This is a genomic window from Microbacterium tumbae, from assembly GCF_054780175.1.
The window spans coordinates 33,137-56,319 of record NZ_BAAGWV010000005.1 but is presented as its reverse complement, the minus strand read 5'-3'; the positions used below and the strand labels follow the sequence as shown (position 1 = coordinate 56,319).

General features: G+C 70.4%; 20 protein-coding genes. 7 read left to right on the top strand and 13 right to left on the bottom strand.

Features of this window, described 5'->3' with window-relative positions:
• Window positions 1-7: 7 nt before the first annotated feature.
• Window positions 8-790 carry a nucleotidyltransferase domain-containing protein gene (locus tag ACYVGQ_RS17920; RefSeq protein ID WP_460786046.1) on the bottom strand — a complete coding sequence of 261 codons (783 nt, stop codon included), beginning with the start codon at window positions 788-790 and terminating at the stop codon, window positions 8-10.
• Between the two features lie 143 nt (window positions 791-933).
• Here ACYVGQ_RS17920 and ACYVGQ_RS17915 point away from each other — a divergent pair, with 143 nt between their 5' ends.
• The 3 genes from ACYVGQ_RS17915 to ACYVGQ_RS17905 all read left to right on the top strand — a co-directional run bounded on the left by ACYVGQ_RS17915 (window position 934) and on the right by ACYVGQ_RS17905 (window position 3,401).
• Window positions 934-1,308 (top strand): L-rhamnose mutarotase, encoded by a 375-nt coding sequence (locus ACYVGQ_RS17915; protein WP_460786045.1) that lies wholly within the window; start codon window positions 934-936, stop codon window positions 1,306-1,308.
• Window positions 1,305-2,471, top strand: coding sequence for an L-rhamnose isomerase (gene rhaI / locus ACYVGQ_RS17910; RefSeq protein WP_460786044.1), 1,167 nt, complete (start codon window positions 1,305-1,307; stop codon window positions 2,469-2,471). Before ACYVGQ_RS17915 ends, rhaI begins: the two co-directional genes overlap by 4 nt.
• A gap of 84 nt (window positions 2,472-2,555) precedes the next feature.
• The gene (locus ACYVGQ_RS17905; RefSeq protein WP_460786043.1) at window positions 2,556-3,401 is read left to right on the top strand and encodes an alpha/beta hydrolase; all 846 of its coding nucleotides are present in this window, start codon (window positions 2,556-2,558) and stop codon (window positions 3,399-3,401) included.
• A gap of 12 nt (window positions 3,402-3,413) precedes the next feature.
• Here ACYVGQ_RS17905 and ACYVGQ_RS17900 read toward each other — a convergent pair whose 3' ends face one another.
• The 10 genes from ACYVGQ_RS17900 to ACYVGQ_RS17855 all read right to left on the bottom strand — a co-directional run bounded on the left by ACYVGQ_RS17900 (window position 3,414) and on the right by ACYVGQ_RS17855 (window position 15,302).
• Window positions 3,414-4,844, bottom strand: a complete 1,431-nt coding sequence (locus ACYVGQ_RS17900) for a xylulokinase (protein ID WP_460786042.1) — start codon at window positions 4,842-4,844, stop codon at window positions 3,414-3,416.
• The gene (locus ACYVGQ_RS17895) at window positions 4,841-5,896 is read right to left on the bottom strand and encodes a 2-hydroxyacid dehydrogenase (protein ID WP_460786041.1); all 1,056 of its coding nucleotides are present in this window, start codon (window positions 5,894-5,896) and stop codon (window positions 4,841-4,843) included. Before ACYVGQ_RS17895 ends, ACYVGQ_RS17900 begins: the two co-directional genes overlap by 4 nt.
• Window positions 5,897-5,977: 81 nt before the next feature.
• Window positions 5,978-6,970 carry a sugar ABC transporter substrate-binding protein gene (locus ACYVGQ_RS17890; protein WP_460786040.1) on the bottom strand — a complete coding sequence of 331 codons (993 nt, stop codon included), beginning with the start codon at window positions 6,968-6,970 and terminating at the stop codon, window positions 5,978-5,980.
• Between the two features lie 54 nt (window positions 6,971-7,024).
• The gene (locus ACYVGQ_RS17885; RefSeq protein ID WP_460786039.1) at window positions 7,025-8,017 is read right to left on the bottom strand and encodes an ABC transporter permease; all 993 of its coding nucleotides are present in this window, start codon (window positions 8,015-8,017) and stop codon (window positions 7,025-7,027) included.
• Window positions 8,014-9,516, bottom strand: a complete 1,503-nt coding sequence (locus tag ACYVGQ_RS17880) for a sugar ABC transporter ATP-binding protein (RefSeq protein WP_460786038.1) — start codon at window positions 9,514-9,516, stop codon at window positions 8,014-8,016. Before ACYVGQ_RS17880 ends, ACYVGQ_RS17885 begins: the two co-directional genes overlap by 4 nt.
• Before the next feature lie 137 nt (window positions 9,517-9,653).
• Entirely contained in the window at window positions 9,654-10,403 is a 750-nt protein-coding gene (locus ACYVGQ_RS17875; protein WP_460786037.1) for a DeoR/GlpR family DNA-binding transcription regulator, read from the bottom strand.
• Between the two features lie 130 nt (window positions 10,404-10,533).
• On the bottom strand, window positions 10,534-11,607 hold the full coding sequence (locus tag ACYVGQ_RS17870; RefSeq protein WP_460786036.1) for a substrate-binding domain-containing protein: 1,074 nt from the start codon (window positions 11,605-11,607) through the stop codon (window positions 10,534-10,536).
• 61 nt (window positions 11,608-11,668) lie between these two features.
• On the bottom strand, window positions 11,669-12,676 hold the full coding sequence (locus tag ACYVGQ_RS17865; protein ID WP_460786035.1) for an ABC transporter permease: 1,008 nt from the start codon (window positions 12,674-12,676) through the stop codon (window positions 11,669-11,671).
• Entirely contained in the window at window positions 12,673-14,259 is a 1,587-nt protein-coding gene (locus ACYVGQ_RS17860) for a sugar ABC transporter ATP-binding protein (protein WP_460786034.1), read from the bottom strand. Before ACYVGQ_RS17860 ends, ACYVGQ_RS17865 begins: the two co-directional genes overlap by 4 nt.
• On the bottom strand, window positions 14,256-15,302 hold the full coding sequence (locus ACYVGQ_RS17855; RefSeq protein ID WP_460786033.1) for an NAD(P)-dependent alcohol dehydrogenase: 1,047 nt from the start codon (window positions 15,300-15,302) through the stop codon (window positions 14,256-14,258). The genes ACYVGQ_RS17860 and ACYVGQ_RS17855 overlap by 4 nt, the downstream gene beginning before the upstream one ends.
• Before the next feature lie 144 nt (window positions 15,303-15,446).
• On the opposite strand from ACYVGQ_RS17855, the gene ACYVGQ_RS17850 reads away from it, so the two are divergent.
• Window positions 15,447-16,379 (top strand): sugar-binding transcriptional regulator, encoded by a 933-nt coding sequence (locus ACYVGQ_RS17850; RefSeq protein WP_460786032.1) that lies wholly within the window; start codon window positions 15,447-15,449, stop codon window positions 16,377-16,379.
• A gap of 24 nt (window positions 16,380-16,403) precedes the next feature.
• Here ACYVGQ_RS17850 and ACYVGQ_RS17845 read toward each other — a convergent pair whose 3' ends face one another.
• Together ACYVGQ_RS17845 and ACYVGQ_RS17840 are read right to left on the bottom strand one after the other, a co-directional pair.
• A complete protein-coding gene (locus tag ACYVGQ_RS17845) occupies window positions 16,404-17,852 on the bottom strand; it encodes a rhamnulokinase (RefSeq protein WP_460786031.1) in 1,449 nt (482 codons plus the stop codon).
• 27 nt (window positions 17,853-17,879) lie between these two features.
• A complete protein-coding gene (locus ACYVGQ_RS17840; protein ID WP_460786030.1) occupies window positions 17,880-18,665 on the bottom strand; it encodes an SDR family NAD(P)-dependent oxidoreductase in 786 nt (261 codons plus the stop codon).
• Between the two features lie 117 nt (window positions 18,666-18,782).
• On the opposite strand from ACYVGQ_RS17840, the gene ACYVGQ_RS17835 reads away from it, so the two are divergent.
• From ACYVGQ_RS17835 to ACYVGQ_RS17825, 3 genes are all read left to right on the top strand, one after another.
• Entirely contained in the window at window positions 18,783-19,544 is a 762-nt protein-coding gene (locus tag ACYVGQ_RS17835; RefSeq protein WP_460786029.1) for a DeoR/GlpR family DNA-binding transcription regulator, read from the top strand.
• Between the two features lie 93 nt (window positions 19,545-19,637).
• The gene (locus ACYVGQ_RS17830) at window positions 19,638-21,674 is read left to right on the top strand and encodes a bifunctional aldolase/short-chain dehydrogenase (RefSeq protein WP_460786028.1); all 2,037 of its coding nucleotides are present in this window, start codon (window positions 19,638-19,640) and stop codon (window positions 21,672-21,674) included.
• An 88-nt stretch (window positions 21,675-21,762) separates the two neighbouring features.
• Window positions 21,763-23,169, top strand: coding sequence for a rhamnulokinase (locus ACYVGQ_RS17825; protein WP_460786027.1), 1,407 nt, complete (start codon window positions 21,763-21,765; stop codon window positions 23,167-23,169).
• Window positions 23,170-23,183: the final 14 nt, after the last annotated feature.

Sequence of the window (23,183 nt, the reverse complement as noted above, 5' to 3'; positions counted from 1 at the left end):
CGAGGTGTCAGAAGTACTCGGCGGGGATCGTGCCCCGCAGCCAGGCGAGCTCGTTGTCGCGGATGAAGACGGAGAGCGAGTCGAGACGCGTCTGACCCCGGCCGAGCCAGTCGTCGACGATCTCGATGACCGCGTTCGCGGCGGCCGTGCCCGGCTCTGCGACGAGACGGTCCCAGGCCGCCACGAACCCCTCGGGACTCGGCACCTCGCGCACCAGCCGGTGGACGTACTTCGGACCGGGCATCAGCCGATGGGCGGAGGCGAACGCCGCGCGCGCCGCGGCGAGCGAGGCGTGGACGGCGGCGTGCCTCAGCAGGAAGGGATCGCCGTGCTCCTCGGCCTGGCGGAGGAAATACCCTCCGTGCAGGTGCACCTGGGCGACGTGCGACCGGATGCGCTGCGCCCACGCCGCCTCGTCGAGCACGCCGATGTCCTCGACGAGCCGTGCGAGCCCGTCGAGACGGCTGAAGGCGACGCGCGCACCGGCGAAGGAGGCCCTGGTCGGATCGTCCGCGCGCTCCACCGCGGTCCGGAGGTAGTCCGGATCGGTGAGCTTCACATCGATGTAGGAGCCGGGGTAGTCCTGCCCCCTGCGGTCCACCCAGGCCCAGCGGTCCTGGGCCGCGGAGCGGGCGAACGCCTCCGCCGTGACCACGAGGTACACGTCGACGTCCGAGTCCTCGCGCTCCGTGCCGCGGGCCACGGAGCCGACCAGCACCACGCCGAGCGTGTCCGGCGACGCGGCGACCTGATCGACGTACGCCGCCAAGGCGCGTTCCTGATGATCCATGTGCGCTCCTTCGCGTCGTGGCCTCGCGGCGGCATCCGTCCGATGCAGGGAAACCGTACAGCCTGCGCGCCGATGTTGCGCGATCGACCGCGCCGCACTACCCTTGAAACGATTCACTTCCCAGACCGAGGAGCTTGTCGACGATGACCTCCCCCACCCGCGTCTGCTTCCAGCTGCAGGTGCGCCCCGAGCTGCTGGACGAGTACCTGGCGCGCCATGCGCCGGTGTGGCCGGAGATGCTCGCCGAGATCGCCGCCTCCGGCCGTCGCAACTACTCGCTGTTCCTCGGAGACGGCGGCCGCCTCATCGGCTACTACGAGACCGACGACGATGCGGCCGCCCGGGCCTACCTCGCGGCTTCAGAGATCGCCGGACGCTGGGAGGCCGAGATGGGCCGGTTCTTCCTCGACCTGGACGGACGCCCCGATCAGGCGGCGACGCCTCTCGCCGAAGTCTTCAACCTGGCGGAGCAGCTCTCCGCCGCCGCATCCGCACCATCAGAAAGTGACCAGTCATGAGCATCCTGTCCGCAGAGAACCTCGCCGCCCTCGAACAGCAGGCCATCGAGCTGCCCAGCTGGGCGTTCGGCAACTCGGGAACCCGGTTCAAGGTCTTCGGGACGCCCGGCACCCCGCGCGACCCCTACGAGAAGATCGCGGACGCCGCGCAGGTCAACAGGTACACCGCGCTCGCGCCGACCGTGGCGCTGCACATCCCGTGGGACCTCGTCGACTCCTTCGACGACCTGCGCAAGCACGCGGAGGATCTGGGCGTGACGCTGGGCACGATCAACTCGAACACCTTCCAGGACGACGACTACAAGTTCGGCGCGCTGACGCATGAGGACGCCGCGATCCGGCAGAAGGCGATCGATCACCACCTCGCCTGCATCGACGTCATGGACGCGACCGGGTCCCGCGATCTGAAGATCTGGCTCGCCGAGGGCTCCAACTACCCCGGCCAGGCCGACATGCGCGGTCGCCAGGACCGCCTGCACGAGTCGCTGGAGACCATCTACGCGCGTCTCGGCGACGAGCAGCGCCTCGTCCTGGAGTACAAGTTCTTCGAACCGGCGTTCTACCACACCGACGTGCCCGACTGGGGCACCTCCTACGCACAGGTCAGCGCCCTCGGCGACAAGGCGCTCGTGTGCCTGGACACCGGTCACCACGCGCCCGGCACGAACATCGAGTTCATCGTCATGCAGCTGCTGCGGCTCGGAAAGCTCGGCTCGTTCGACTTCAACTCGCGCTTCTACGCCGACGACGATCTCATCGTGGGCGCGGCCGATCCCTTCCAGCTGTTCCGCATCCTCTTCGAGGTCGTCCGCGGCGGAGGACTGAACAGCCCGGACGTCGCCTTCATGCTCGACCAGTGCCACAACGTCGAGGACAAGATCCCCGGCCAGATCCGCAGCGTGCTCAACGTCCAGGAGATGACCGCCCGTGCGCTGCTCGTGGACGGCGAAGCGCTCACGGCGGCCCAGCGGTCGGGCGACGTGCTCGCGGCGAACGCGGTCTTCATGGACGCGTTCTACACCGACGTCCGCCCCGCTCTCGCCGAGTGGCGCGAGTCCAGGGGCCTCGCCTCCGACCCGATGGCCGCCTACGCGGCCTCCGGGTACCAGCAGCAGATCGCCGCCGACAGGGTCGGCGGAGTCCAGGCCGGCTGGGGCGCCTGACCGAGAGACCCGCCGGGGGCGTGGGATGCCGATCCCCGCGTCCCCGGCGCACCGCCGCACCGCCTCACCGTGCGAGACGACAGGATGGATGCTGTGATCGACCCCCGCCCCGCGGCCGATGGCCTCGTCCGGATCTACCCCGCTTCCGTGCCGGACGGCTCCGGCCTCGTCTGGGCGCACGGCGGAGGATTCCTGGCCGGGGATCTCGACATGCCGGAGGCGGACTGGGTCGCCAGACAGATCGCCGCGCGGGGAACGACCGTCATCTCGGTCGACTATCGGCTCGCCCCGACCCCGGCGGGACACGTCCCCGCAGTGCCCGCGCGCGACGGCGCGCACTTCCCCGCGGCCTCGGACGACATGGTCGCCGCCTGGCGGTGGACGCTCGCGCATGCCGCCGAGCTCCGCGTCGATGCGGCGCGCATCGCGATCGGCGGAGCGAGCGCGGGCGGCAACATCGCCGCCGGCGCCGCGCTGCGTCTCGCCGGAACGGACGCGGCTCCCGCCCTCGTCGTCCTGGCGTATCCGACGCTCCTCGCCGTGCAGCCCGTCCCGGACGCCGCCCTGCGCGCAGCTCTGGACGCGGACCCGGGGGCCGATCGCTTCGGGCCGGATGCCGTGCTGCGGATGTACGAGAACTATCTCGGCGGATCCGTCGAAGGCGCGCCCCTCATCGCGATCCCCGGGACGGCGACGGCGGCGGATCTCGCACAGTTCCCGCCGACGCTCATGATCAACGGCGATGCAGACGAGCTCCGCGTCTCCGGCGAGGCGTTCGCCCGCACCCTGGCCGACGCCGGGCGCGAGATCGACGTCTCCGTGGAGCCGGGCACCGAGCACGGGCACCTGAACCGTCCCGACGAGGCGGCGGCGACACGGTCGATCGAGCGCATGGCCGCGCGCCTCACCGCGCTCGCGGAGTCCGCCTGACCGCCGCGCGCCTCAGACCCGCCGCGCCTCGTTGAGCGCGGCGAGCAGCGCGAAGCGCTCCCGCGAGGCCGCGTACGCCTCGTGCCTCACCGGGTCGGGACGGAACTCCGCCTCGATCTCGCTCGAGGTGCGGTGCAGATCCCGCACCGAGGAGATCAGGCCGCTGGCGAGACCGGCGAGCATCGCCGCGCCCTGCGCGGCGCCATGACCGCTGGCGGGACGCAGGACGGGGACGCCGAGGACATCGGCCTTGATCTGCAGCCAGGCGTCCGACGAGGCGCCTCCCCCGGTGCTGACGATCCGGTCGACGCCGAAGCCGTGCGCGCGGAGCGCCTCGACGTCCCGGGACAGCGCGAGGGCATTGCCCTCCATGGCGGCCAGGAGCAGATCGGTGCCGTCCGTCGCGAGATCGATCCCGTCGACGATCCCTCGCGCCGAGGGGTTCCAGGACGGCGTCCGCTCGCCCGCGAGGCTGGGGACCATGACGATCCGTCCAGGGCGCTGCCTGGCGAGGATCGCCGCTGCCGAACGGAGATCCTCGTGCGGATTCAGCCCGTTCACCCAGTCGATCGTGGCCCCGGCGGTCACCTGCGCGGTGATGAGCAGGTCCGTGCCGCGGAGGCAGTGACGGGAGTGGATGAATCCCGGCACGGCGGTGCCGGCCGGCACGGCGAGCATGGTCACGCTGGAGAACCCGGTCATGTCCACGAGTGGATCGCCGGGTGCGAAGGCGCCGGCCTCGAGCGCCGAGCCGATCGCGTCGATCCCCCCGGCGACGACCGGGATGCCCTCCGGGAGACCCGACTCCCGTGACGCCGCAGCGGTCACGGCGCCCACGACGGCGTCGGAGGGCACGATCGGGGGAAGGGCGTCGAGCGCGGGGACGGCATCGCGCAGTCCGGCGGGGAAGTCGCCGAGCTTCTCGTCGAAGCCCTGCATGAGGGACGCCGTGCTGTCATCGAGCACCGAGACGCCGGTGAGCCGGCGCACCAGATATCCGTTCGTGGACAGCACGGCCGCGGCGTCGGCGAGCGTCTGGGGGCGGTGCGCGGCGAGCCACGCGAGCTTCGCGGTGCCGAAATAGGGATCGGCGCCGTTGCGCGAGCGGGGGACGATCTCGGCGATGCGCCGCGCCTCCGCCGTCGCGCGGCGATCGAGCCAGGTCAGGGCGGGCCCGATCGGATGCCCGTCGGCATCCACCGCGACGAACGTCGGCGCCTGGGAGGTGACGGCGACCGCCGCCACCCGCAGACCGGGGAGCACGCCGGCCAGCGCCTCCCGGAGGGCCCGCCACCAGTCGCCGGCATCCTGTTCGGCGCCGGTCCCGTCCGTCCGAGTGGGATACGGGACGGAACGGTCGGCGAGACGGCGGCCGGTGAGGTCCGTCGCCACGACCTTGACGGAGCTCGTCCCGGCGTCGATGCCGAGCAGAGCCTCGGTCACGACGACGTCACGCGGGACGGATCGGTCAGCGGGTTCAGGGCCGGCTCCCCGGCGAGGAAGCGCCGGACCTCCTCCGCGACGCCGCGCGCCGCGCGGACCGCGGTCTCCTGGCTCGCCCCGGCGATGTGCGGGGTGAGGACGACGTCCTTGCCCTCGTGCGCAAGGCGGAACAGCGCATGGTCGAAGTCGACGGGCTCCTCGGGGTACACGTCGAAGGCCGCTCCGCCGAGGCGCCCGTCCTCGATCGCCGCCGCGACCGCGTCGTAGTCGACGAGCCCTCCGCGAGCGGCATTGACGAGCAGGGCGCCTGGTTTCATACGCGCGATCGTACCGGCATGCACCATGTGCGCGGTCTCCGGGGTGAGGCGGGCATGCACCGACACCAGGTCGCTGCGCCGGAACACCTCGTCCGCCGAGTCGACGAGCTCGAGCCCCTCGGCGAGCGAGCCGGGGGCGAGGTAGGGGTCGAACACCAGCACCCGCGCGCCCATGCCCGCGAACGCCTTGGCGACATGGGAGCCGACGGCTCCGGCGCCGAGGAGGCCGACGACGGAGCCCGCGACCTCGCGGCCGACGGCGTCGGAGCGGTAGAGGTCCCCGCGCCAGGCGCCGGCCAGCAGGCTGTCGTGGGCGAGCGGGATCCTGCGCATGAGGGCGAGCGCGAGGCCCACGGTCATCTCCGCCGTGGCGACGCCGTTGCGCCCCGGCACGTTCGCCACCCTGATCCCTCGCTCGGCGGCCGCGGCGACGTTCACGTTGGTCGGGCCGCCGCGCGAGACCGCGATGAGACGGAGGTCGGGAGAGGCGTCCATGACCCGCTCGGTGAGCGGCGCGAGCTGCGTGACGATCGCCGTCGCGCCGGCGAGCGCCGCGATGAGCCCGTCCTCGGTGCCGGACGCCTCGTCGACCTCCGCGACGCTGCCGAACGGCTCGTCCGGCCAGGCGAACTCCAGTTCGGCGACGTCGATGCCCTTGGGCACGGCGGTCTCGAGCTCGGCGCGAAGGAGCGCGGAGCGGATGAAGCGATCGCCGGCGGCGAGCACTCTCGTCATGATGCTGTCCTTCCGTCCGCGGCGGTCCGCGGTTCGTGATGAGGGGGATCGGCCGCCCGCCGAGGCGGGCGGCCGGGCGGGTCAGCCGCCGAACACCTCGTCGTAGTACTCCTGCGCGTTGGACGAGTCGATCACCGTGATCGGCATGTACTGATCCTTCTCCACGTCCTCGCCGGCGAGCAGGTCGAGGGTGATGTCGATCAGCGTGCGGCCGTGCGCCTTGCCGCCGCCGAGGCTGACGGTGGACTTCTGCGGGTCGCCGTTGATGATGTTCTGGATCTCGTTCTCGGTCGCGTCGATCCCGAAGAGCCCGAAGGAGTCGTAGTCGGTGATGCCCGCCGACTTGACCCCTTCGTTGCCGCCGACGGCGCCGCCGCCGCCGATCGTGGCGATGACCTTGAGACCGGGGTTGGCCTGCAGGAAGTTCTCCGCGTTCGCGACGCCGTCCTCCGCCGTCAGCGCGGGAGCGGTCGCGACGAGCTCCGCGTTCGGCGCGAGCTCGGCGATCGCCTCCTTGATGCCGTCCGCGCGCTCGATGATCTCCGGGAATCGCGGCAGGTCCATCAGGGCCCAGGGGACGGTCTCGTCGGCGTCGAAGTTCTCGTTGATCCATTTCGCCGCGGCCTCGCCGTTGGCGTAGCCGGTGTTGTAGGCGTCCACGAGGTACTGCGCGTCGTAGTTCTCCAGCACCTGCGTGTAGCCGACCACCTTGATGCCGGCGTCCTGCGCCCGCTGGGTCACGTCGACCAGGGCCTTCGCGTCGACCGCGCAGACGATGATCGTCCCGACGCCCTGCTGGATGAAGTTCTCGATCTGGGTGACCTGGGTGGCGGAGTCGTTGCCCGCGTCGACGTAGTTGACCGTGAGGCCCTTCTCGGAGCCGTACTCCTGGGCCTCCTGGACGAGCTCGGCCCAGACGGGGTTGCTGAGATCGGAGAAGGTGATGCCAACGCTGTCGTTCTGCGTCTCCGACCCAGCGGGTCCCTCCGATTCGGGGATGGTGGTGCAGCCGGTGAACAGCAGCGCGGCCGCAGCGACGGAGGCCGCGAGCAGGGCGATCTTCTTCTTCTTCACAGTGAAGTCCTTTCTTCGGGTGTGATGGGGGGTGATGCGGATGCGCGGACCGGCTCAGCCGGCCTTCGCGGGGACGAGGGGGACGCCGCCGATCTGCGCCCGGCGCCCGCCGGAGCTCTTCGACATGGCGTCGTAGATCACCGCGGCGAGGAGGATGGCGCCCTTGATGACCAGCTGCACGTATTCGCTGACGTTCAACAGGACGAGGCCGTTGTCGAGGACGCCGACGATGAGCACGCCGACGAAGGCGCCGAAGAGGCTCCCCCGGCCTCCCATGACGCTGATGCCTCCGAGCACGCAGGCGGTGAGGACGCTGAACTCGAATCCGGCGCCGGTCGCCGACTGCGCGGAGTTCAGGCGCGACAGCAGAAGCACGGCGCCGATGGCGGTGAAGAAGCCGCACAGCGCGTACACCAGGATGATCGTCCTGCGGGTGTTCACGCCCGAGAGGCGTGCAGCCTCGACGTTGTTGCCGATCGCGTAGAAGTAGCGGCCGATATAGGTCTTGTTGAGGATGAAGAGACCGATCGCCCAGACCAGCACGAGGACGTACACGGACACCGGGATGCCGGCGATGGCGCCCTGGCCGAGCATCGAGAAGCCGGCCGGGAATCCGAAGATCGGCAGCCCCTTGGAGAGCAGGTAGCTCACGCCGTTGAGGATCATCATCATCGACAGCGTCACGATGAGGGGCGCGACCCCCGTCAGGGTGATGATGAGCCCGTTCAGGAGTCCGACCGCCGTGCCCAGCACGAGGGCGATGAGGACGGCGACTCCCCAGGGCACTCCGAACTGGGCCATGAGCATGCCGGTGACGACCACGTTGAGCGAGATCTGGTAGCCGATGGAGAGATCGATGCCGCCGGTGATGAGCACGAACGAGAAGCCGACGGCGCAGATGCCGAGCGTGGCGATCTGGCGGGCGATGTTGAGGATGTTCGTCGGGTCGAGGAAGTGCGGCGTCATCAGGCTGAACGCGATCACCAGCACGATGAAGACGAGCAGGATCCCGAGCTCCTTCACTCGGGGCAGCAGCGCGGATGTCATTCGATGTCTCCTTGGGCGGCGAGGGCCAGCACGGCCTCTGGGGTGATGTCGGTCCGGGAGAGGATGCCCTCCTGGACGCCTTCGCGGAGGACCACGATGCGGTCGGCCATCCCGATGAGCTCCTCCATGTCGGACGAGATCATGAGGATGGTCTTCCCGGCCTCGGCGAGGCGGTTCATGATGAGGTAGATCTCGGCACGGGCTCCGACGTCGATCCCTCGTGTCGGCTCGTCGAAGATGAGCACCTCCGGCTCCATGGCGAGCCATTTCGCGAGCACGACCTTCTGCTGGTTCCCGCCGGAGAGGTTCCCGACGATCGTGGCCGGTCCCGGGGCCTTGATCCGCAGGTCGGCCATGTAGGCCTCGGTCAGCTCGCGCTCGGCGCGCGGCGAGACGACCGTCGCCCGCGAGAGCCTCTTCGCCAGCTGCGGGAGCGTGACGTTCTGCTGGATCGAGAACGGGAGGACCAGCCCGTGGCGCTTGCGGTCCTCCGGCACGAGCGCGATCCGGTTGCCGATCGCCTGGATCGGGGAGCGGGACACGACCGATCGACCGTGCAGGGTCACCTCGCCGGAGGAGATCGGCTTCGCGCCGAAGAGCACCTCCATGAGCTCGGTGCGCCCTGCGCCGATGAGCCCGGCGAACCCGAGGATCTCCCCCGCCCTGGCCTCGAAGCGGATGTCCCGGACCCCGTTGCCGGTGAGCCCGTCCACGCGGAGCGTGACCTCACCGGGCGCGAAGGCGCGTTCGGGGTATCCCTCGGTGAGCTCGCGGCCGACCATGAGGCTGATGAGCTCCCGCCGGGAGGTCTCGGCGATGTCGCGCGTGGCGATGTACTGTCCGTCGCGCAGCACGGAGACGCGGTCGGCCAGCCGGAAGATCTCCTCCATGCGGTGCGAGATGTACACGATCGTCATGCCCTCGGCGCGCAGGGCCTCGACGACGCCGTACATCGCCTCCACCTCGCTCGCGGTGAGCGGCGCCGAGGGCTCGTCCATGATGAGCAGCCGCGCGTCGCGGGAGAGGGCCTTGGCGATCTCGACGATCTGCTGGTATCCGGTCGTCAGCTCTCCGACCAGGCGGCGCGGGTCGATCCGCACGCCCAGCCGTTCGAAAAGGCGCCCCGCCTCGGCGTGCATCCGCTTGCGGTCGAGCACCGGACCGCGGCGGATGTAGTGGCCGAGGAAGACGTTCTCGGTCGCGTTCAGCGTCGGGACGAGCGTGAACTCCTGATAGATCACGGCGATGCCCAGCTCCTGCGCGGCCGCGGGCGTGAGGCGCTCGTGGTCGACGCCGTCGACGGTGATGACGCCGTCCGTCGGCTCGATGGCGCCGGCGAGCACCTTGATGAGCGTGGACTTGCCCGCGCCGTTCTCCCCCACGATCGCGTGCACCTCGCCGGGACGCAGCTCCAGGGAGACGCCGTTCAGCGCGCGCACACCGGGGTACACCTTGGTGATGTCCGAGACGGTGATCTCGATCGCCGGGCGCCTGCTCATCTGAACACACTCCTTCGTGGGTTGTCGTCCCCTCAGGATGTTACATTATGTGAAGCAATGTCAAGTCGTGTTAGAAATGGCGAGCGTCACACCGAGGAGAGGCGCCGGGAACTCGGCGCGCAGGACCCCGCCGGCGCTCAGAGGACGGTGGGGAGGATCCGCCGGTAGGCCGCGAGGTCGGCGGACTCCGGCGACAGCTCGGTGGCGAGCACGCCGATGCGATCCAGCAGCACGGCGGCGGCCGTGGCCACGTCGTCGAGCTTCTCGCTGTGCACCCCGAGCACGACGCGGGCGGACGATCTCGCGAAGGCGCGCTTGACCTCGGCCTCCTCGAGGGTGTCCTCATAGGAGGCGCGCTCGTCCACCGCCGCCGCCGAGGCGAAGAAGGCGGAGAAGCGCATGTTCTCCAGGAAGGCCGTCGCGACCGGCCCGACGAGGGAGTCGGAGCGGCGATCGGACTCTCCCCCCGTGAGGATGGCGGTCACGCCCGGCCGATCCTGAAGCGCCTGGAAGGTCAGCAGTCCGTTGGTCACGATGGTGAGATCCTCTGCGCCGACGACCACCTGGGCCAGCCGGTTCATCGTCGTCGAGGAGTCCATCGCGATCACGCCGCCGGTCGGGACGAGCGGCAGGAGCTTCTCCGCGATGACCGCCTTCTCCTCCACATGGGAGCGCTCGCGCCCCTGGAAGCTCACGGGGCCGGCGTAGACGGCGCCGCCGCGCACGCGGCGCGCGATGCCGCGCTCCTCCATGGCCGTGAGATCGCGGCGCACCGTCATCTCGCTCACGTCGAGGGCCTGGGCGGCGTCGCTCAGCGAGATCGCCTTGGACTCCTGCAGCTGGGCGAGGAGCCAGCTCCAGCGTTCTTCGGCCGCGAGCGATTTCACAGGTCCATTCTAGGAACACGACCCGTTCTCACAAGTTCTCACACGCTGGGCGCGTCGGCGCCCATGCGCACGGATGCCCCGGACACGGCGCGAACCGTGGCCCGGGGCATCCGATGCCTGGGAAGAAGCCTTACTGCTCCTGACCGGTCAGCCCCTCGAAGGCGATGTTGCCGGAGAGGAGGTTGGCGTTGGTCATCTCGGTGAGCTGCGCGAGGAAGTCCTCCCGCTCCGTGACGACGTGCGCGATGGCCTCGTCGACATTGTCCTTCGTGATGGCGGGCATCAGGTAGATCGGGTTCTCCACGACGTCCTCGCCGCGGACGATCGCGGCGGCATACGCGACGCCGGCCGACAGCTCGACGGTGCCGTTCTGCAGCGAGGTCCCGATGAAGTCGCCGTTCTTGACGGCCTCGAGGCCGTCGGCGATGCCGTCGATGCCCACGATCGGCACGTCCGTCATGCCCGCCTCCTTGAGCGCCTGCAGAGCGCCGAGGCCCATGTCGTCGTTCTGGGCGATGACGCCGTCGATGTCGTCGCCGAAGGCCGAGATCCAGTTGCTGACCTTGTTGACGGCCTCGTCGCGCTTCCAGTTCGCGGTGTCCTTGGCGAGCACCGTGACGCCCGGATTCTCGGCGAGGACGTTGTCGATGCCCTTGCCTCGGTTGATCTCGCCCGAGCCGCCGAGCGGCCCCTGCAGGATGATGACGTTGCCCTCGCCGCCGAGGGCGTCCATCATCATCTGCGCCTCCTGCTCGCCGGCCGCGACGTCGTCCGGCTGGACCGAGCCGGTGAGGTCCTCGCTGTTCAGCGAGGCGTTGACGTCGAAGAACGGGATGTCGGCGGCCTTCGCCGCCGCGATCTGCGGTTGCAGCGAGTCCGCCTGCACCGGGATCACCACGATCGCGTCGACGCCGGCCGTGATGTACTGGTCCACCTGGCTCGCCTGGGTGTTGACGTCGAGGCCGGCGGAGTTCCACAGGATCTCGATGTTGTTCTCGTCGGCGTAGCGCTCGATTCCCTCCTTGCCCTCGGTGACGAAGGACGACATGTCGTAGACGCTGACGCCGATGGTGATGCGCTCGGCGCCGCCGTCATCGCCTTCGGTGTTCGCGTTCGGATCGCCGGCGCCGCAGCCGGCGAGCATCAGCGCCGCGACGGACGTGATGGCGAAGGACGCGGCGATGCGGCTCTTCTTGATGAACATGGGGTTCCTCTCATTGATGGTGCGGTGGAGCTGTGGTTCGGAAGAAGCGGGGGCGATGGGGCTATCGGCTTCGGCGCCGGGTGGCCCAGACATCGACGGCGACGGCCGCGACGATGAGCACGCCCTTGATGACCTTCTGCCAGTAGGCGGGGACGGTCAGGATGTCGAGGCCGTTGTTCAGCGTCTGGATGAGGAGGAGCCCGAGGGCCGTTCCCCAGATCGAGCCGCGGCCGCCGAGCAGGCTCGCGCCGCCGATCACGACGGCCGCGATGGCGTCGAGCTCGTATCCGACCCCGAGGTTCGGGGCGCCGAGCGTCACGCGGCTCGCGAGCATGACCCCGGATATCCCCGCGAGCATGCCGGAGATGGCGTACACGCTGAAGATCGTCCTGCCGACGTTGATCCCTGCGATGCCCGCGGCGACCGGGTTGCCGCCGATCGCGTAGACGCGCATGCCCCAGGTGGTCCGGCGCATCACGATCGCGAGCCCGAGGATCCCGACGATCATGAGGATGACCGGGAGGGTGAGTCCGCCGAACTGGGCGTTCGCGATGCTCGAGAAGTCCGCGGGCAGCCCGGTGATGGGGGCGCCGTCGCCCGCGACGTAGGCGACGCCGGACGCGAGCGTCAGCATCCCGAGCGTCGCGATGAAGGGCGGCACCTTGATCACCGACACGACGAACCCGTTGATGGCCCCGGCGACGAACCCGACCGCGATGCCCGCGACGATCGCGAGCCAGATCTGATCGGGGAACGCCTTGGCGGTGAGGCTGCCGAACACGGCCGCGGCGGCGATGACGCTTCCGACGGAGAGGTCGATGCCGCCCGTGAGGATCACCAGCGTCTGCCCCAGCGCGATGAGCGCGAACGGCGCCGCGGCGACGAGGATGGTCTGCAGGTTGTCGACCGTGCCGAACCGCGCGCTGCGGTAGAGGAAGAACGCGATGATGAGCACCATCACGATCACCATCGCGTAGCGGATCACGAGGTCGCCGAACCAGGTCGGGCTGAAGCGCTTCACGCCGGACTCCGGCGCGAAGGTCTGCGGGGCGGGGCGGGTGTCGGTCATTGGTCGTCCTTTGCGGAAGAGGCGGCCGAGGGCGCGCCGGAGGTGTCGAGGCCGCTCGCGAGCCGGAAGATGCGGTCCTGCACGTCGGGCTGCCCGAGCGCGGCGCGATCGAGCTCGGCGACGATCCCGCCGTCCTTGAGCACGAGCGCCCTGTGCGACAGGGCGAGGATCTCCGGCATGTCGCTGGAGGCCATGACCACCGCCATGCCGGATGCGGCCAGATCGGTGATGATCCGGTAGATCTCGCTGCGCGCTCCGATGTCGACGCCGCGCGTCGGCTCGTCGAGGAGCAGGACCTTCACCTCGCCGGTGAGCCATCGAGCGAGCACGACCTTCTGCTGGTTGCCGCCGGAGAGGGTCTCCATGAGCTGTCCGAGCCCGCGGCTGCGCAGCCGCACGGAGCCCATGACGGCGGAGACGGCGTCCACGCGGCTCCGGCCTCTGAGCCATCCGGCGAGCGAGAAGGCGCTCATCCGCGGCAGGGTCGCATTGGCGAGGATGTCCATGCTGAGCACGGCGCCCGCTCCCTTGCGGTCCTCGGGCACGAGCGCCATGCCCGCGGTGATCGCGTCGGCGGGGCGTCCGCGACGGACACGGCGCCCGCCGACGCTGATCTCGCCCGCGGTGGAGGCCCGGACGCCGAACAGCGCCTCGATGAGCTCGGTGCGCCCGGCGCCGACGAGACCCGCGAGGCCGACGATCTCCCCCCTGCGCACCTGCAGGTCGACCGGCTGCGGAGCGGGCGCGTACGCGAGTCCGCGCACCGAGAGGGCGACCTCCGCGGCCGCGGGAGGCAGGTCGGGGAAGAGGTCCTCGAGCTCGCGGCCGATCATCGCGGTCACGATGTCGTCGTCGCTGAGCTCGGAGAGGGGCTCGTCCGCGACGAGGCCGCCGTCGCGGAGCACGACGACGCGGTCGGCGACCGCGCGGATCTCCTCCATCTTGTGCGTCGTGAACAGGATCGCGACACCGCGGTCGCGGAGCATCCGCATGCTCGCGATGAGCCGGGCGACCTCGCGGTCGGCGATCGCGCTGGTGGGCTCGTCCAGGAGCAGCACGCGGGCGCCGGTGCTCGTCGCCTTGACGATCTCGACGATCTGGCGCAGCCCCACCGGCAGGGATCCCATGCGGGCGGCCGGGTCGATGTCGACGCCGAACTCGGCGAGCATCCGCCTGGCCTCCCTGGCCATGCGCCGGCGATCGGCGAGGCCGAGGCGGCCGCGCAGCTCGCGTCCGACGAAGATGTTCTCGTACACCGTCGTGTCGAGGATCGAGGCGAGCTCCTGGGGGACGATGGCGATGCCGCGCTGGTGCGCGTCGCGCGCGGACCCCGCGGCGAGCTCCTCGCCGCGCACGAGCACGCGCCCGCCATCCGCCTTCATCTGACCGGAGACGATCTTCATCAGCGTCGACTTGCCCGCGCCGTTCTCCCCGGCCAGCGCCGTCACAGTGCCCGGTTCGAGACGGAGCCCCACTCCCTTGAGGACCGGCACCCCTCCGAACGCCTTGCGGATGTCGATGCACGCCAGCATGTTCGGCTGCTCGTCGAGGGCGATGCTCCCCGTCCGCCCGAGGTCTGTCACGATTCCCTCCCGAACTCGCGGTCGGGGCGCACGATGCTCTTCAGCGTCGACGGATGCGACGCGGCGTCGAGCGCTTCCCGCACCTCTCCGAGACCGAAGGAGCCGGTGACCAGCGCATCGAGATCGACCGCGCCTGAGGCGACCAGCTCGATCGCGGTCGGCCAGGTGTTCGCGTAGCGGAAGATCCCCGTGATGACCAGTTCGCGATTCTGGATCGTCGACACCGGCAGCGCGATCTCGTCGGCCCCCATCCCGACCAGGACGGCGACGCCCCCGGCCTTCAGCGCCGAGATGCCCTGCTTCACGGCCACCGGCGATCCGGAGGCGTCGACGAAGGCGTCGTATCCGGAGCCGAGCGGGCCGGCGGCCGGGTCGACCGCGTCCGTCGCGCCGAACCGGAGCGCGACCTCGCGGCGCTCGGCCATCGGATCGCTGATCACGATCTCCGTCGCGCCGAACGCGCGCGCGGTCTGCGCCGTGACGATGCCGATGGGCCCGGCTCCGGCGATGAGCACTCTGCTGCCCGGTCGCACGCGGGCCTTCTGGATCGCGGCGATCGCCACGGAGAGCGGCTCCATGAGGGCCGCCGCGTCGTCGCTGACGGATGAGGGCACCGTGTAGGCGAAGTCGTGCTGGATCGCGACGTACTCCGCGAAGGCCCCATCGATCGGCGGCGTGGCGTAGAACTCGATGCGCGGGCAGAGGTTGTACCTGCCGCTGCGGCAGAACTCGCAGACGCGGCACGGGCGCTGCGGCTCGATGGAGACGCGCTCGCCCAGGCGCGAGGAGTCGACGTCCGTCCCGACCGCGACGATCACGCCGCCGGACTCGTGGCCGAGCACGAGGGGCGACTCCACGACGAAGTCGCCGATGCGGCCCTCGTGGAAGTAGTGGACATCGGATCCGCAGATGCCGACCGCGGTCACCTGGACGATCACCTGATCGGGGAGCGGCTCGGGCACGGGACGGGTCTCCACCGTGAGCTCGCCGGCACGCACCAGCACGCTCGCACGCATGGTCGTCGGCAGTTCAGTGCGCTTCATCGGGCTCCTCCGGGGTGCAGTCGTGATTGCTCGACCGACATTAGGCCATGCTCGACGAATGAGACAACCTACCGCTCATATGAGCGGTGAGGTCGATCTCGGGATATGCTGGGTCGACTGACGGACGCGAGACGAAGAGGCGACATGGGCCCCGATGAACTGGTGCGGATCTCGCATGTGGCGCGCCGTCACTACCTGGACGGCCTGACCAAGGTCGAGATCGCCGACGAGCTCGGCCTGTCCCGGTTCAAGATCGCCAGGATGCTGGAGGAGGCGCGCGATCAGGGACTGGTGAAGATCACGATCGAAGCGCCGGACTCCCTCGACCTCGATCTGTCGATGCAGCTGCGCGCCCGCTTCGGTCTCACGCGCGCTCTCGCGGTGATCACGCCGGGCACGACCCCCGACCTCATCCAGGATCGCCTGGGACGTGCGGCCGCAGACCTGCTCAGCGAGATCGTCACGGAGGGCGACGTCCTCGGCCTGACCGCAGGACGGACGCTGACCATGATGGCGGGGCATCTGCGCACCCTGGCCACGTGCGAGGTCGTGCAGCTCGCCGGCGTCGCCGCCCCCACCCCGGAGAACGGCGTCGAGGTCATCAGGCAGGTGAGCAGGATCTCCGGAGGCCGCTCCCGCGCGATCTTCGCACCGCTGCTCGTCGAGACCGCCGCGACGGCATCGGCGCTGCGGCGCGAGCCGGGGATCATGGAGACCTTCCGCCGGTTCGACTCCGTCACCAAGGCCGTGGTCGCGATCGGCTCATGGAGCCCGCCCGACTCGCAGCTCTACGACAACGCGGGACGCGCCGGCGTGCTCGACGAGCTGCTGGCCGCCGGCGTCAAGGCGGAGATCTGCGCGACGCTCATCGATGAGAACGGGGTCTCGGTCGGGTCCGTCGCCGAACGCTCCCTCGCCGTGTCCACGGAGCAGCTGCGCCGGATCCCCGAGGTCATCGCGGTCGCCGGCGGGCCGTCGAAGACGGGCGCGGTCGCCGCCGCGCTGCGCTCAGGACTCGTCGACTCCCTGGTGACCGACGCCGCCCTCGCCCGTCGCCTGCTCGAGACCGCCGCCTGACCGGAGGCATCGGGGACCGGGCGGTCAGCGCCGAGCGGGCTCGTACCGGCGCAGCTCCGTCGACGCGCGCACGATGCGGCGCAGATCGCCGAGACCGCCGCGCGCCGCGCCGTGCGCGCGGGCCTGCACGAGGACGTTGCCCATCGAGGTCGCCTCCGAAGGCCCGGCCTGCACGCGACGTCCGGAGCGGTCGGCGACGGCCTGCGCGAGGATCGGCGACTCGGAGCCGCCCCCGACGAGGTGGACCACCCGCACATCGACGCCGGAGAGGACCGCGGCCTCCTCGATCTGACGCGCGACGAAGGCGCCGAGGCTCTCGAGCACCAGCCGGACGATCGCGGCCCGATCCGCCGGCATCCGCCCTCCGGCCTCGGCGACGAGCTGGGCGATGCGCACGGTCATCTGGCCGGGGCGCATCAGACGGGGGTCGCCGGTGTCGACGATGACGTCGGATGCCGGCGCCGCCTCCGCGCGCTCCAGGAGCTCGAGGCGGGCCGCGGTGCTGCGGGCTCCCCAGCCGTCGAGGCCCCATTCGCGCATGCACTCGTTCACGATCCACAGCCCCGCGGCGATCCGGAGGAATCGCACGGTGCCGTCGAGGCCGAGCTCGTTCGTGAAGCCGGCCGCCCTCGCTCGATCGCTCGTGATGATCCGATCCACCTCGACCCCGGTGAGGAGCCAGGTGCCGCAGGAGACGAAGGCGAAATTCTCGTCGCGGGCGGGAACGGCGACGACGGCGCTGGCGGTGTCGTGGGAGGCGACGACGGTGATGTCGGTGGCGTCTCCGCGCGCCAGGATGCCGTCCGTCACCCGACCCGTGACCGTCCCCGGATCGACGGTCTCGGGGAAGACCCGCGACGGCAGGCCGAGCGCGTCGATCCTGCGCCGATCCCACCCGCGCCCGTAGGGCAGCGCCAGTCCGGTGCTGGAGACGTTCGTCGCCTCCGCGGCCTCCTCGGCGCCGAGCCAGTGCGCGAGGAGATCCGGCATCAGAAGCATCCGGCGAGCGGCGTCCAGCCGGCCGGCCGCCTTGTCGGCCATGAGCTGGTAGACCGTCATGATGGGAAGGGCCGTGACACCGGTCTCCCGGAAGGCCTCGTCGGCGGGGAGGACGGCGTCGACGAGGGGGAAGCTGCGATCGGTGCGCGGGTCGCGCTGATGGAACGGGGCGTCGATGAGGCCGTCGTAGGCGAGCAGGCCGTAGTCGCCCGACCATGCATCGACGCCGACGCTGGCGAACGCGGGGCCGTCCGCACGCAGCGATCTCAGCCCCGCGACAGCGTCGCGGTACAGCCGCTGCGCATCCCATCGCAGTCCGAGCTCGTCGGTGAACGCGCGGTTGCGGAATCGGCGCACCCCGTCGATCCGCATCCGTCCGTTGTCGACCGTCGCGCTCACCACGCGGCCGCTCGACCCACCGAGGTCGACGGCGGCGGCTCGGAAGGTCGCCGAGCCGGCGGGCAGTACGGGCATGCCTCTCAGCCTAGGTCCGCGGGGCGCTCACACGCTGGTGTATCCCCCGTCGATCAGGATGCTCTGACCGATCACGTAGCCGGACCGCTCGCTCGCGAGATAGACGAGGAGATCGCCCAGCTCCTCGGGCTCGCCCATGCGTCCCGCGGGAACACGACGCACCCATTCGTCCGCCATCTCGGGGTTCTCCGCCACGAAGTCCCTGGTCATGTCGCTGGCGAAGTATCCGGGGGCGATCGCGTTGACGCGGATGCCGTGGGGCAGCCACTCGATCGCCGCGCTCTTCGTGAACATCGACACCGCGGCCTTGGAGGTGTTGTACGCCGCCTGGGTCTGCGGGATGTTCACCGCGAAGGCCGACATCGACGACACGTTGACCACGCTCGCCGGATTGCCCCGTGCGGCGTCGATGTGCCGCCGGGCGAACTCGCTGCTGGTGACGAAGGTGCCGGTGACGTTCACGTCCAGCACCCGCCGCCAGCTCTCCAGCGGCGTGTCCACCAGCGGGGTGCCCGAGGTGATGCCCGCGCTGTTGACGAGCACGTCCGCGACGGAGAGGCGTTCGGCGACGGCGTCGAAGGCGGCGGCGACGGAGGCCTCGTCGGTGACGTCGACGCCGACGCCGACGCAGCGGCGCCCCGATGCGTCCTGCAGCTGCCCTGCGGCGTCCTCGACGGTGTCGAGCCGGTCGAGGAGCGCGACGTCGGCTCCGGCGTCGGCGAGCGATCGGGCCATGGCGTAACCGAGGCCTCGTGCACCGCCGGTGACGACGGCGACCCGGCCCAGGAGGGGTTCAAGGGTGTTTCCAGACATGAGGCGAGCTTAGCCCCCGCGCTCACTTCAAAACATAGTGCGCTCATATGAGCGAACTATGTCGAGGGCCGCGAGCGATCCCCTCCCGGCGCGACGCGCACGGGATAGATTCCTCCCATGGCTCTTTCCGGGAATCTCGAGGCGCGACGACGACGCGACGAGCTCGTCGAGCTCGCGAACGGACCGCAGGGCGTGATGATCGACGCGGCCGCCGAGCTCTTCTCGGTGTCGTCGATGACGATCCGGCGCGACCTTCTCGAACTGGAGGCCGAGGGCAGGGTGCGTCGCGTCCGCGGCGGGGCGACCGCGGCCCCGAGGGCCCGCCCGTTCGACGCCCGCCAGGCCATCCGGGCGAGCGCGAAGCGGACGATCGCCGAGAAGGCGCTGCGCCTCGTCCCCGACCACGGCAGCATCGCGCTCGACGCCTCGACGACGGTCAGCGTGCTGGCCTCGATGATCGGACCGCGGGCCGGGCTCACCGTGTACACGAACTCCTTCGAGTCCTTCCAGCTCCTGCATCCGCTCGACGGCGTGACGGCGGTGATCTCCGGCGGCGTCGCCGAACCGACCACCGGCAGCCTCGTCGGCCCGATCGCGCGCCGGAGCATGCGCGCGGTCTACTTCGACATCTTCTTCTCCTCGGCGGATGCGCTCGACAGCGTCGACGGCACATCGGAGGTCTCCGTGGACGAGGCAGAGCTGAAGCAGACCATGGCCGCGAACGCCGGGACCGCGGTGGTCTGCGTCGACTCCAGCAAGCTCGAACGCCGTTCGGTCGCCCGCGCGCTCGAACGCGAGGAGATCTCGGTCCTCATCACGGAGCTCGATCCCGGCGACGAGCGGCTGGCCGCGTTCCGGGATGCCGCCGACATCCTCTGATCGCTTCTCTCAGAGGTTGGTTCATGTTATCTTTCACATAAAACAACATCGCGAATGCACGCCGACTGTGCATCGCCTCGTCCGGGAGACTTCATGACCAACCCCACCGCCGCAGCCCTCATCGAGCGGTCGAACCGCTTGGGCGCGGACCCGAAGAACACGAACTACGCCGGCGGGAACACCTCCGCCAAGGGCACCGAGATCGACCCTGTGACGGGCCAGCCGGTCGAGCTTCTCTGGGTCAAGGGCTCGGGCGGCGACCTCGGCACGTTGAAGGAGCAGGGGCTGGCCGTCCTGCGTCTCGACCGCTTCCGTGCGCTCGTGGACGTGTACCCCGGTCTCGACCGGGAGGACGAGATGGTCGCGGCGTTCGACTACTGCCTGCACGGCAAGGGCGGGGCGGCCCCCTCGATCGACACGGCCATGCACGGTCTCGTGGACGCCGCCCACGTCGATCACCTGCATCCCGACTCCGGCATCGCGATCGCGACCGCGGCCGACGGCGAGGAGCTGACCGCGAAGATCTTCGGCGACAAGGTCGTCTGGATGCCCTGGCGCCGTCCCGGCTTCCAGCTGGGCCTGGACATCGCCGCGATCAAGAAGGCGAACCCGGCCGCGATCGGATGCATCCTCGGCGGGCACGGCATCACCGCCTGGGGCGACACCTCCGAGGAGGTCGAGCAGAACTCGCTGTGGATCATCGACACCGCGGCCGCGTACATCTCCGCGCACGGCGCGGCGCAGCCCTTCGGCGGCGTCCGCGGCGGATTCGAGGCCCTCGGCGAGACGGAGCGCCGCGAGCGCGCCGCCGCCCTCGCTCCGACGATCCGCGGCATCGCCTCGCACGACAGGCCGCAGGTCGGCCACTTCACCGATGCGGACGTCGTCCTGGACTTCCTCGCCTCGGAGAAGGCTCCGGAGGTCGCCGCGCTCGGCACGAGCTGCCCCGACCACTTCCTGCGCACCAAGGTGAAGCCGCTCCTCCTCGACCTGCCGGCGACGGCATCCGTCGAAGAGCAGATCGCCCGCCTGCACGAGCTGCACGAGGAGTACCGCGCCGACTACCAGGCCTACTACGACGCGCACGCGACGAGCGAGAGCCCGGCGATCCGCGGCGCCGATCCCCTCATCGTCCTCATCCCGGGCGTCGGGATGTTCTCCTACGGGGCGAACAAGCAGACCGCGCGCGTGGCCGGCGAGTTCTACGTGAACGCGATCAACGTGATGCGGGGGGCGGAGGCGCTCTCGATCTACTCCCCCATCTCGGATGCCGAGAAGTTCCGCATCGAGTACTGGGCGCTCGAGGAGGCGAAGCTCCAGCGCATGCCGAAGCCGAAGTCGCACCAGGGGCGCATCGCCTTCGTCACCGGCGCCGCCAGCGGCATCGGCAAGGCCATCGCCACCCGACTGGCGGCCGAGGGCGCCTGCGTCGTTGTGGCCGACCTGGATCTGGAGAAGGCGCGGGCGGCTGCGGCCGAGCTCGGCAACGCCGACGTCGCGATCGGCGTCGCGGCGAACGTCGCGGACGCGGATGCCGTCCAGGCGGCCCTGAACGAGGCGGTGCTCGCCTTCGGCGGCGTCGACCTCGTCGTCAACAACGCGGGGCTGTCGCTGTCGCGGCCGCTGCTGGAGACGACCGAGAAGGACTGGGACCTGCAGCACGACGTCATGGCGAAGGGATCGTTCCTCGTCTCGAAGGCGGCGGCGAAGGTGCTCATCGAGCAGAAGCTCGGCGGCGACATCATCTACATCTCCTCGAAGAACTCCGTCTTCGCCGGCCCGAACAACATCGCCTACTCCGCGACGAAGGCCGACCAGGCGCACCAGGTGCGGCTGCTCGCCGTCGAGCTCGGCGAGCACGGCGTTCGCGTGAACGGCATCAACCCCGACGGCGTCGTGCGGGGCTCTGGCATCTTCGCCTCCGGCTGGGGCGCGAACCGCGCCGCCACCTATGGCGTGAAGGAGGAGGACCTCGGCCAGTTCTACGCCAACCGCACGATCCTCAAGCGCGAGGTCGTGCCGGAGAACGTCGCGGATGCCGTGTACGTGCTCACCGGCCCCGAGCTCAGCCGCACCACCGGCCTGCACATCCCTGTCGATTCCGGCGTGGCCGCCGCGTTCCTGCGATGACCCGCGAATCTGCGACACCACGCCGAGTAGTGGGCGATACGCCCACTACTCGGCGTGGTGTCGCGGTCTCGACGATAGGAGAGAGGCGATGAGCGTCAGAGCCGTCGCGGCGGTCGACCTCGGAGCCACCAGCGGGCGAGTCGTGATCGGGCGGATCGGGCCGGACACGGTCGACCTCGAGCTCGTCTCGCGGTTCCCGAACGGACCGGTCGAACGCGAGGACGGCCTGCACTGGGACTTCGACGCGCTCTTCGCGCACATCGTCGAAGGCCTCGCCGAGGCCGTCCGCCGCGAACCGGCCATCGAGAGCATCGGCATCGACTCCTGGGCGGTGGACTACGGCCTGCTGAAGGATGGCGCCCTTCTCGCCGAGCCGTTCCACTACCGGGACGAGCGCAGCGAGCGCGGCGTCGCGGAGGTGCACGCGATCGCGCCGTTCGCCGAGCTGTACACCCGCAACGGGCTGCAGTTCCTGCCGTTCAACACGCTGTACCAGTACCGCGTCGACGCACGCGCCGCCGAGGCCGACACCGCCCTCCTGATCCCTGATCTCATCGCCTTCCTCCTCACCGGCGAGGCCGTGGCCGAGCGGACGAACGCCTCGACGACCGGGCTGCTGTCGGTGCGCACGTCCGGATGGGATGTCGAGCTCGCCGATCGGCTCGGCATCCCGTCCGGCATCCTGCCTTCGCTCGTGGACCCCGGCACGGTGATCGGGACGCTCCGACCGGAACGGGCCGAACGCATCGGCAAAGAGCTCCCGGTGATCGCCGTCGGCTCGCACGACACGGCTTCCGCCGTCGTCGCCGTGCCGCTGTCGACTCCGGACTCCGCCTACATCTCCTGCGGAACCTGGGGCCTGGTCGGCGTCGAGCTGACGGAGCCCGTCCTCACGGACGCCGCCAGGGAGGCGAACTTCACGCACGAGCTCGGCGTCGACGGGCGCTACCGATTCCTCCACAACGTCACGGGGCTCTGGCTTCTCAGCGAGACGGTGCGCGCGTGGGAGGCCGAGGACGGTGCGGCGATCGACCTGCCAGAGCTGCTGGCCGATGCCGCGGCCGTCGAGGGCGATGCCCCGCTGTTCGACGCGAACGACCCCTCGCTGAGCGCGCCTGGCGGGATGCCGGAGCGCATCGCCGCGGTGATCTCCGCCTCGGGAGCGCAGGTGCCGGAGGGCCGGGCGGCCTTCGCGCGCGCGATCGTGGAGTCGATCGCCGCGGCCTTCGCGGATGCCGTCCGTACCGCGGCCGCGCTCTCGGGACGCACGCTCGACAGCATCCACCTCGTCGGCGGCGGCTCGCTGAACCGCCTGCTGTGCCAGGCGACCGCGGATCGTACCAGACTGCCCGTGCTCGCAGGACCGGTGGAGGCGACCGCGCTCGGGAACGTGCTCGTCCAGGCTCGCGCGCTCGGCGCCGCGCCCGCCACACTGGAGGCGCTGCGCGCCCTCGTCTCGCGGACGCACGAACCCGTGCGGTACGAACCGCGCTGATCGCACGACGCCGA

Bases quoted from the DNA above. Each gene is read 5' to 3' on its own strand.
- ACYVGQ_RS17865 (WP_460786035.1), bottom strand. From the start codon at position 12,676: ATGACCGACACCCGCCCCGCCCCGCAGACCTTCGCGCCGGAGTCCGGC.
- ACYVGQ_RS17855 (WP_460786033.1), bottom strand. From the start codon at position 15,302: ATGAAGCGCACTGAACTGCCGACGACCATGCGTGCGAGCGTGCTGGTG.
- ACYVGQ_RS17885 (WP_460786039.1), bottom strand. From the start codon at position 8,017: ATGACATCCGCGCTGCTGCCCCGAGTGAAGGAGCTCGGGATCCTGCTC.
- ACYVGQ_RS17825 (WP_460786027.1), top strand. From the start codon at position 21,763: ATGAGCGTCAGAGCCGTCGCGGCGGTCGACCTCGGAGCCACCAGCGGG.
- ACYVGQ_RS17895 (WP_460786041.1), bottom strand. From the start codon at position 5,896: ATGACGAGAGTGCTCGCCGCCGGCGATCGCTTCATCCGCTCCGCGCTC.
- ACYVGQ_RS17835 (WP_460786029.1), top strand. From the start codon at position 18,783: ATGGCTCTTTCCGGGAATCTCGAGGCGCGACGACGACGCGACGAGCTC.
- rhaI (WP_460786044.1), top strand. From the start codon at position 1,305: ATGAGCATCCTGTCCGCAGAGAACCTCGCCGCCCTCGAACAGCAGGCC.
- ACYVGQ_RS17880 (WP_460786038.1), bottom strand. From the start codon at position 9,516: ATGAGCAGGCGCCCGGCGATCGAGATCACCGTCTCGGACATCACCAAG.
- ACYVGQ_RS17870 (WP_460786036.1), bottom strand. From the start codon at position 11,607: ATGTTCATCAAGAAGAGCCGCATCGCCGCGTCCTTCGCCATCACGTCC.
- ACYVGQ_RS17845 (WP_460786031.1), bottom strand. From the start codon at position 17,852: ATGCCCGTACTGCCCGCCGGCTCGGCGACCTTCCGAGCCGCCGCCGTC.
- ACYVGQ_RS17920 (WP_460786046.1), bottom strand. From the start codon at position 790: ATGGATCATCAGGAACGCGCCTTGGCGGCGTACGTCGATCAGGTCGCC.
- ACYVGQ_RS17850 (WP_460786032.1), top strand. From the start codon at position 15,447: ATGGGCCCCGATGAACTGGTGCGGATCTCGCATGTGGCGCGCCGTCAC.
- ACYVGQ_RS17830 (WP_460786028.1), top strand. From the start codon at position 19,638: ATGACCAACCCCACCGCCGCAGCCCTCATCGAGCGGTCGAACCGCTTG.
- ACYVGQ_RS17905 (WP_460786043.1), top strand. From the start codon at position 2,556: ATGGATGCTGTGATCGACCCCCGCCCCGCGGCCGATGGCCTCGTCCGG.
- ACYVGQ_RS17915 (WP_460786045.1), top strand. From the start codon at position 934: ATGACCTCCCCCACCCGCGTCTGCTTCCAGCTGCAGGTGCGCCCCGAG.
- ACYVGQ_RS17840 (WP_460786030.1), bottom strand. From the start codon at position 18,665: ATGTCTGGAAACACCCTTGAACCCCTCCTGGGCCGGGTCGCCGTCGTC.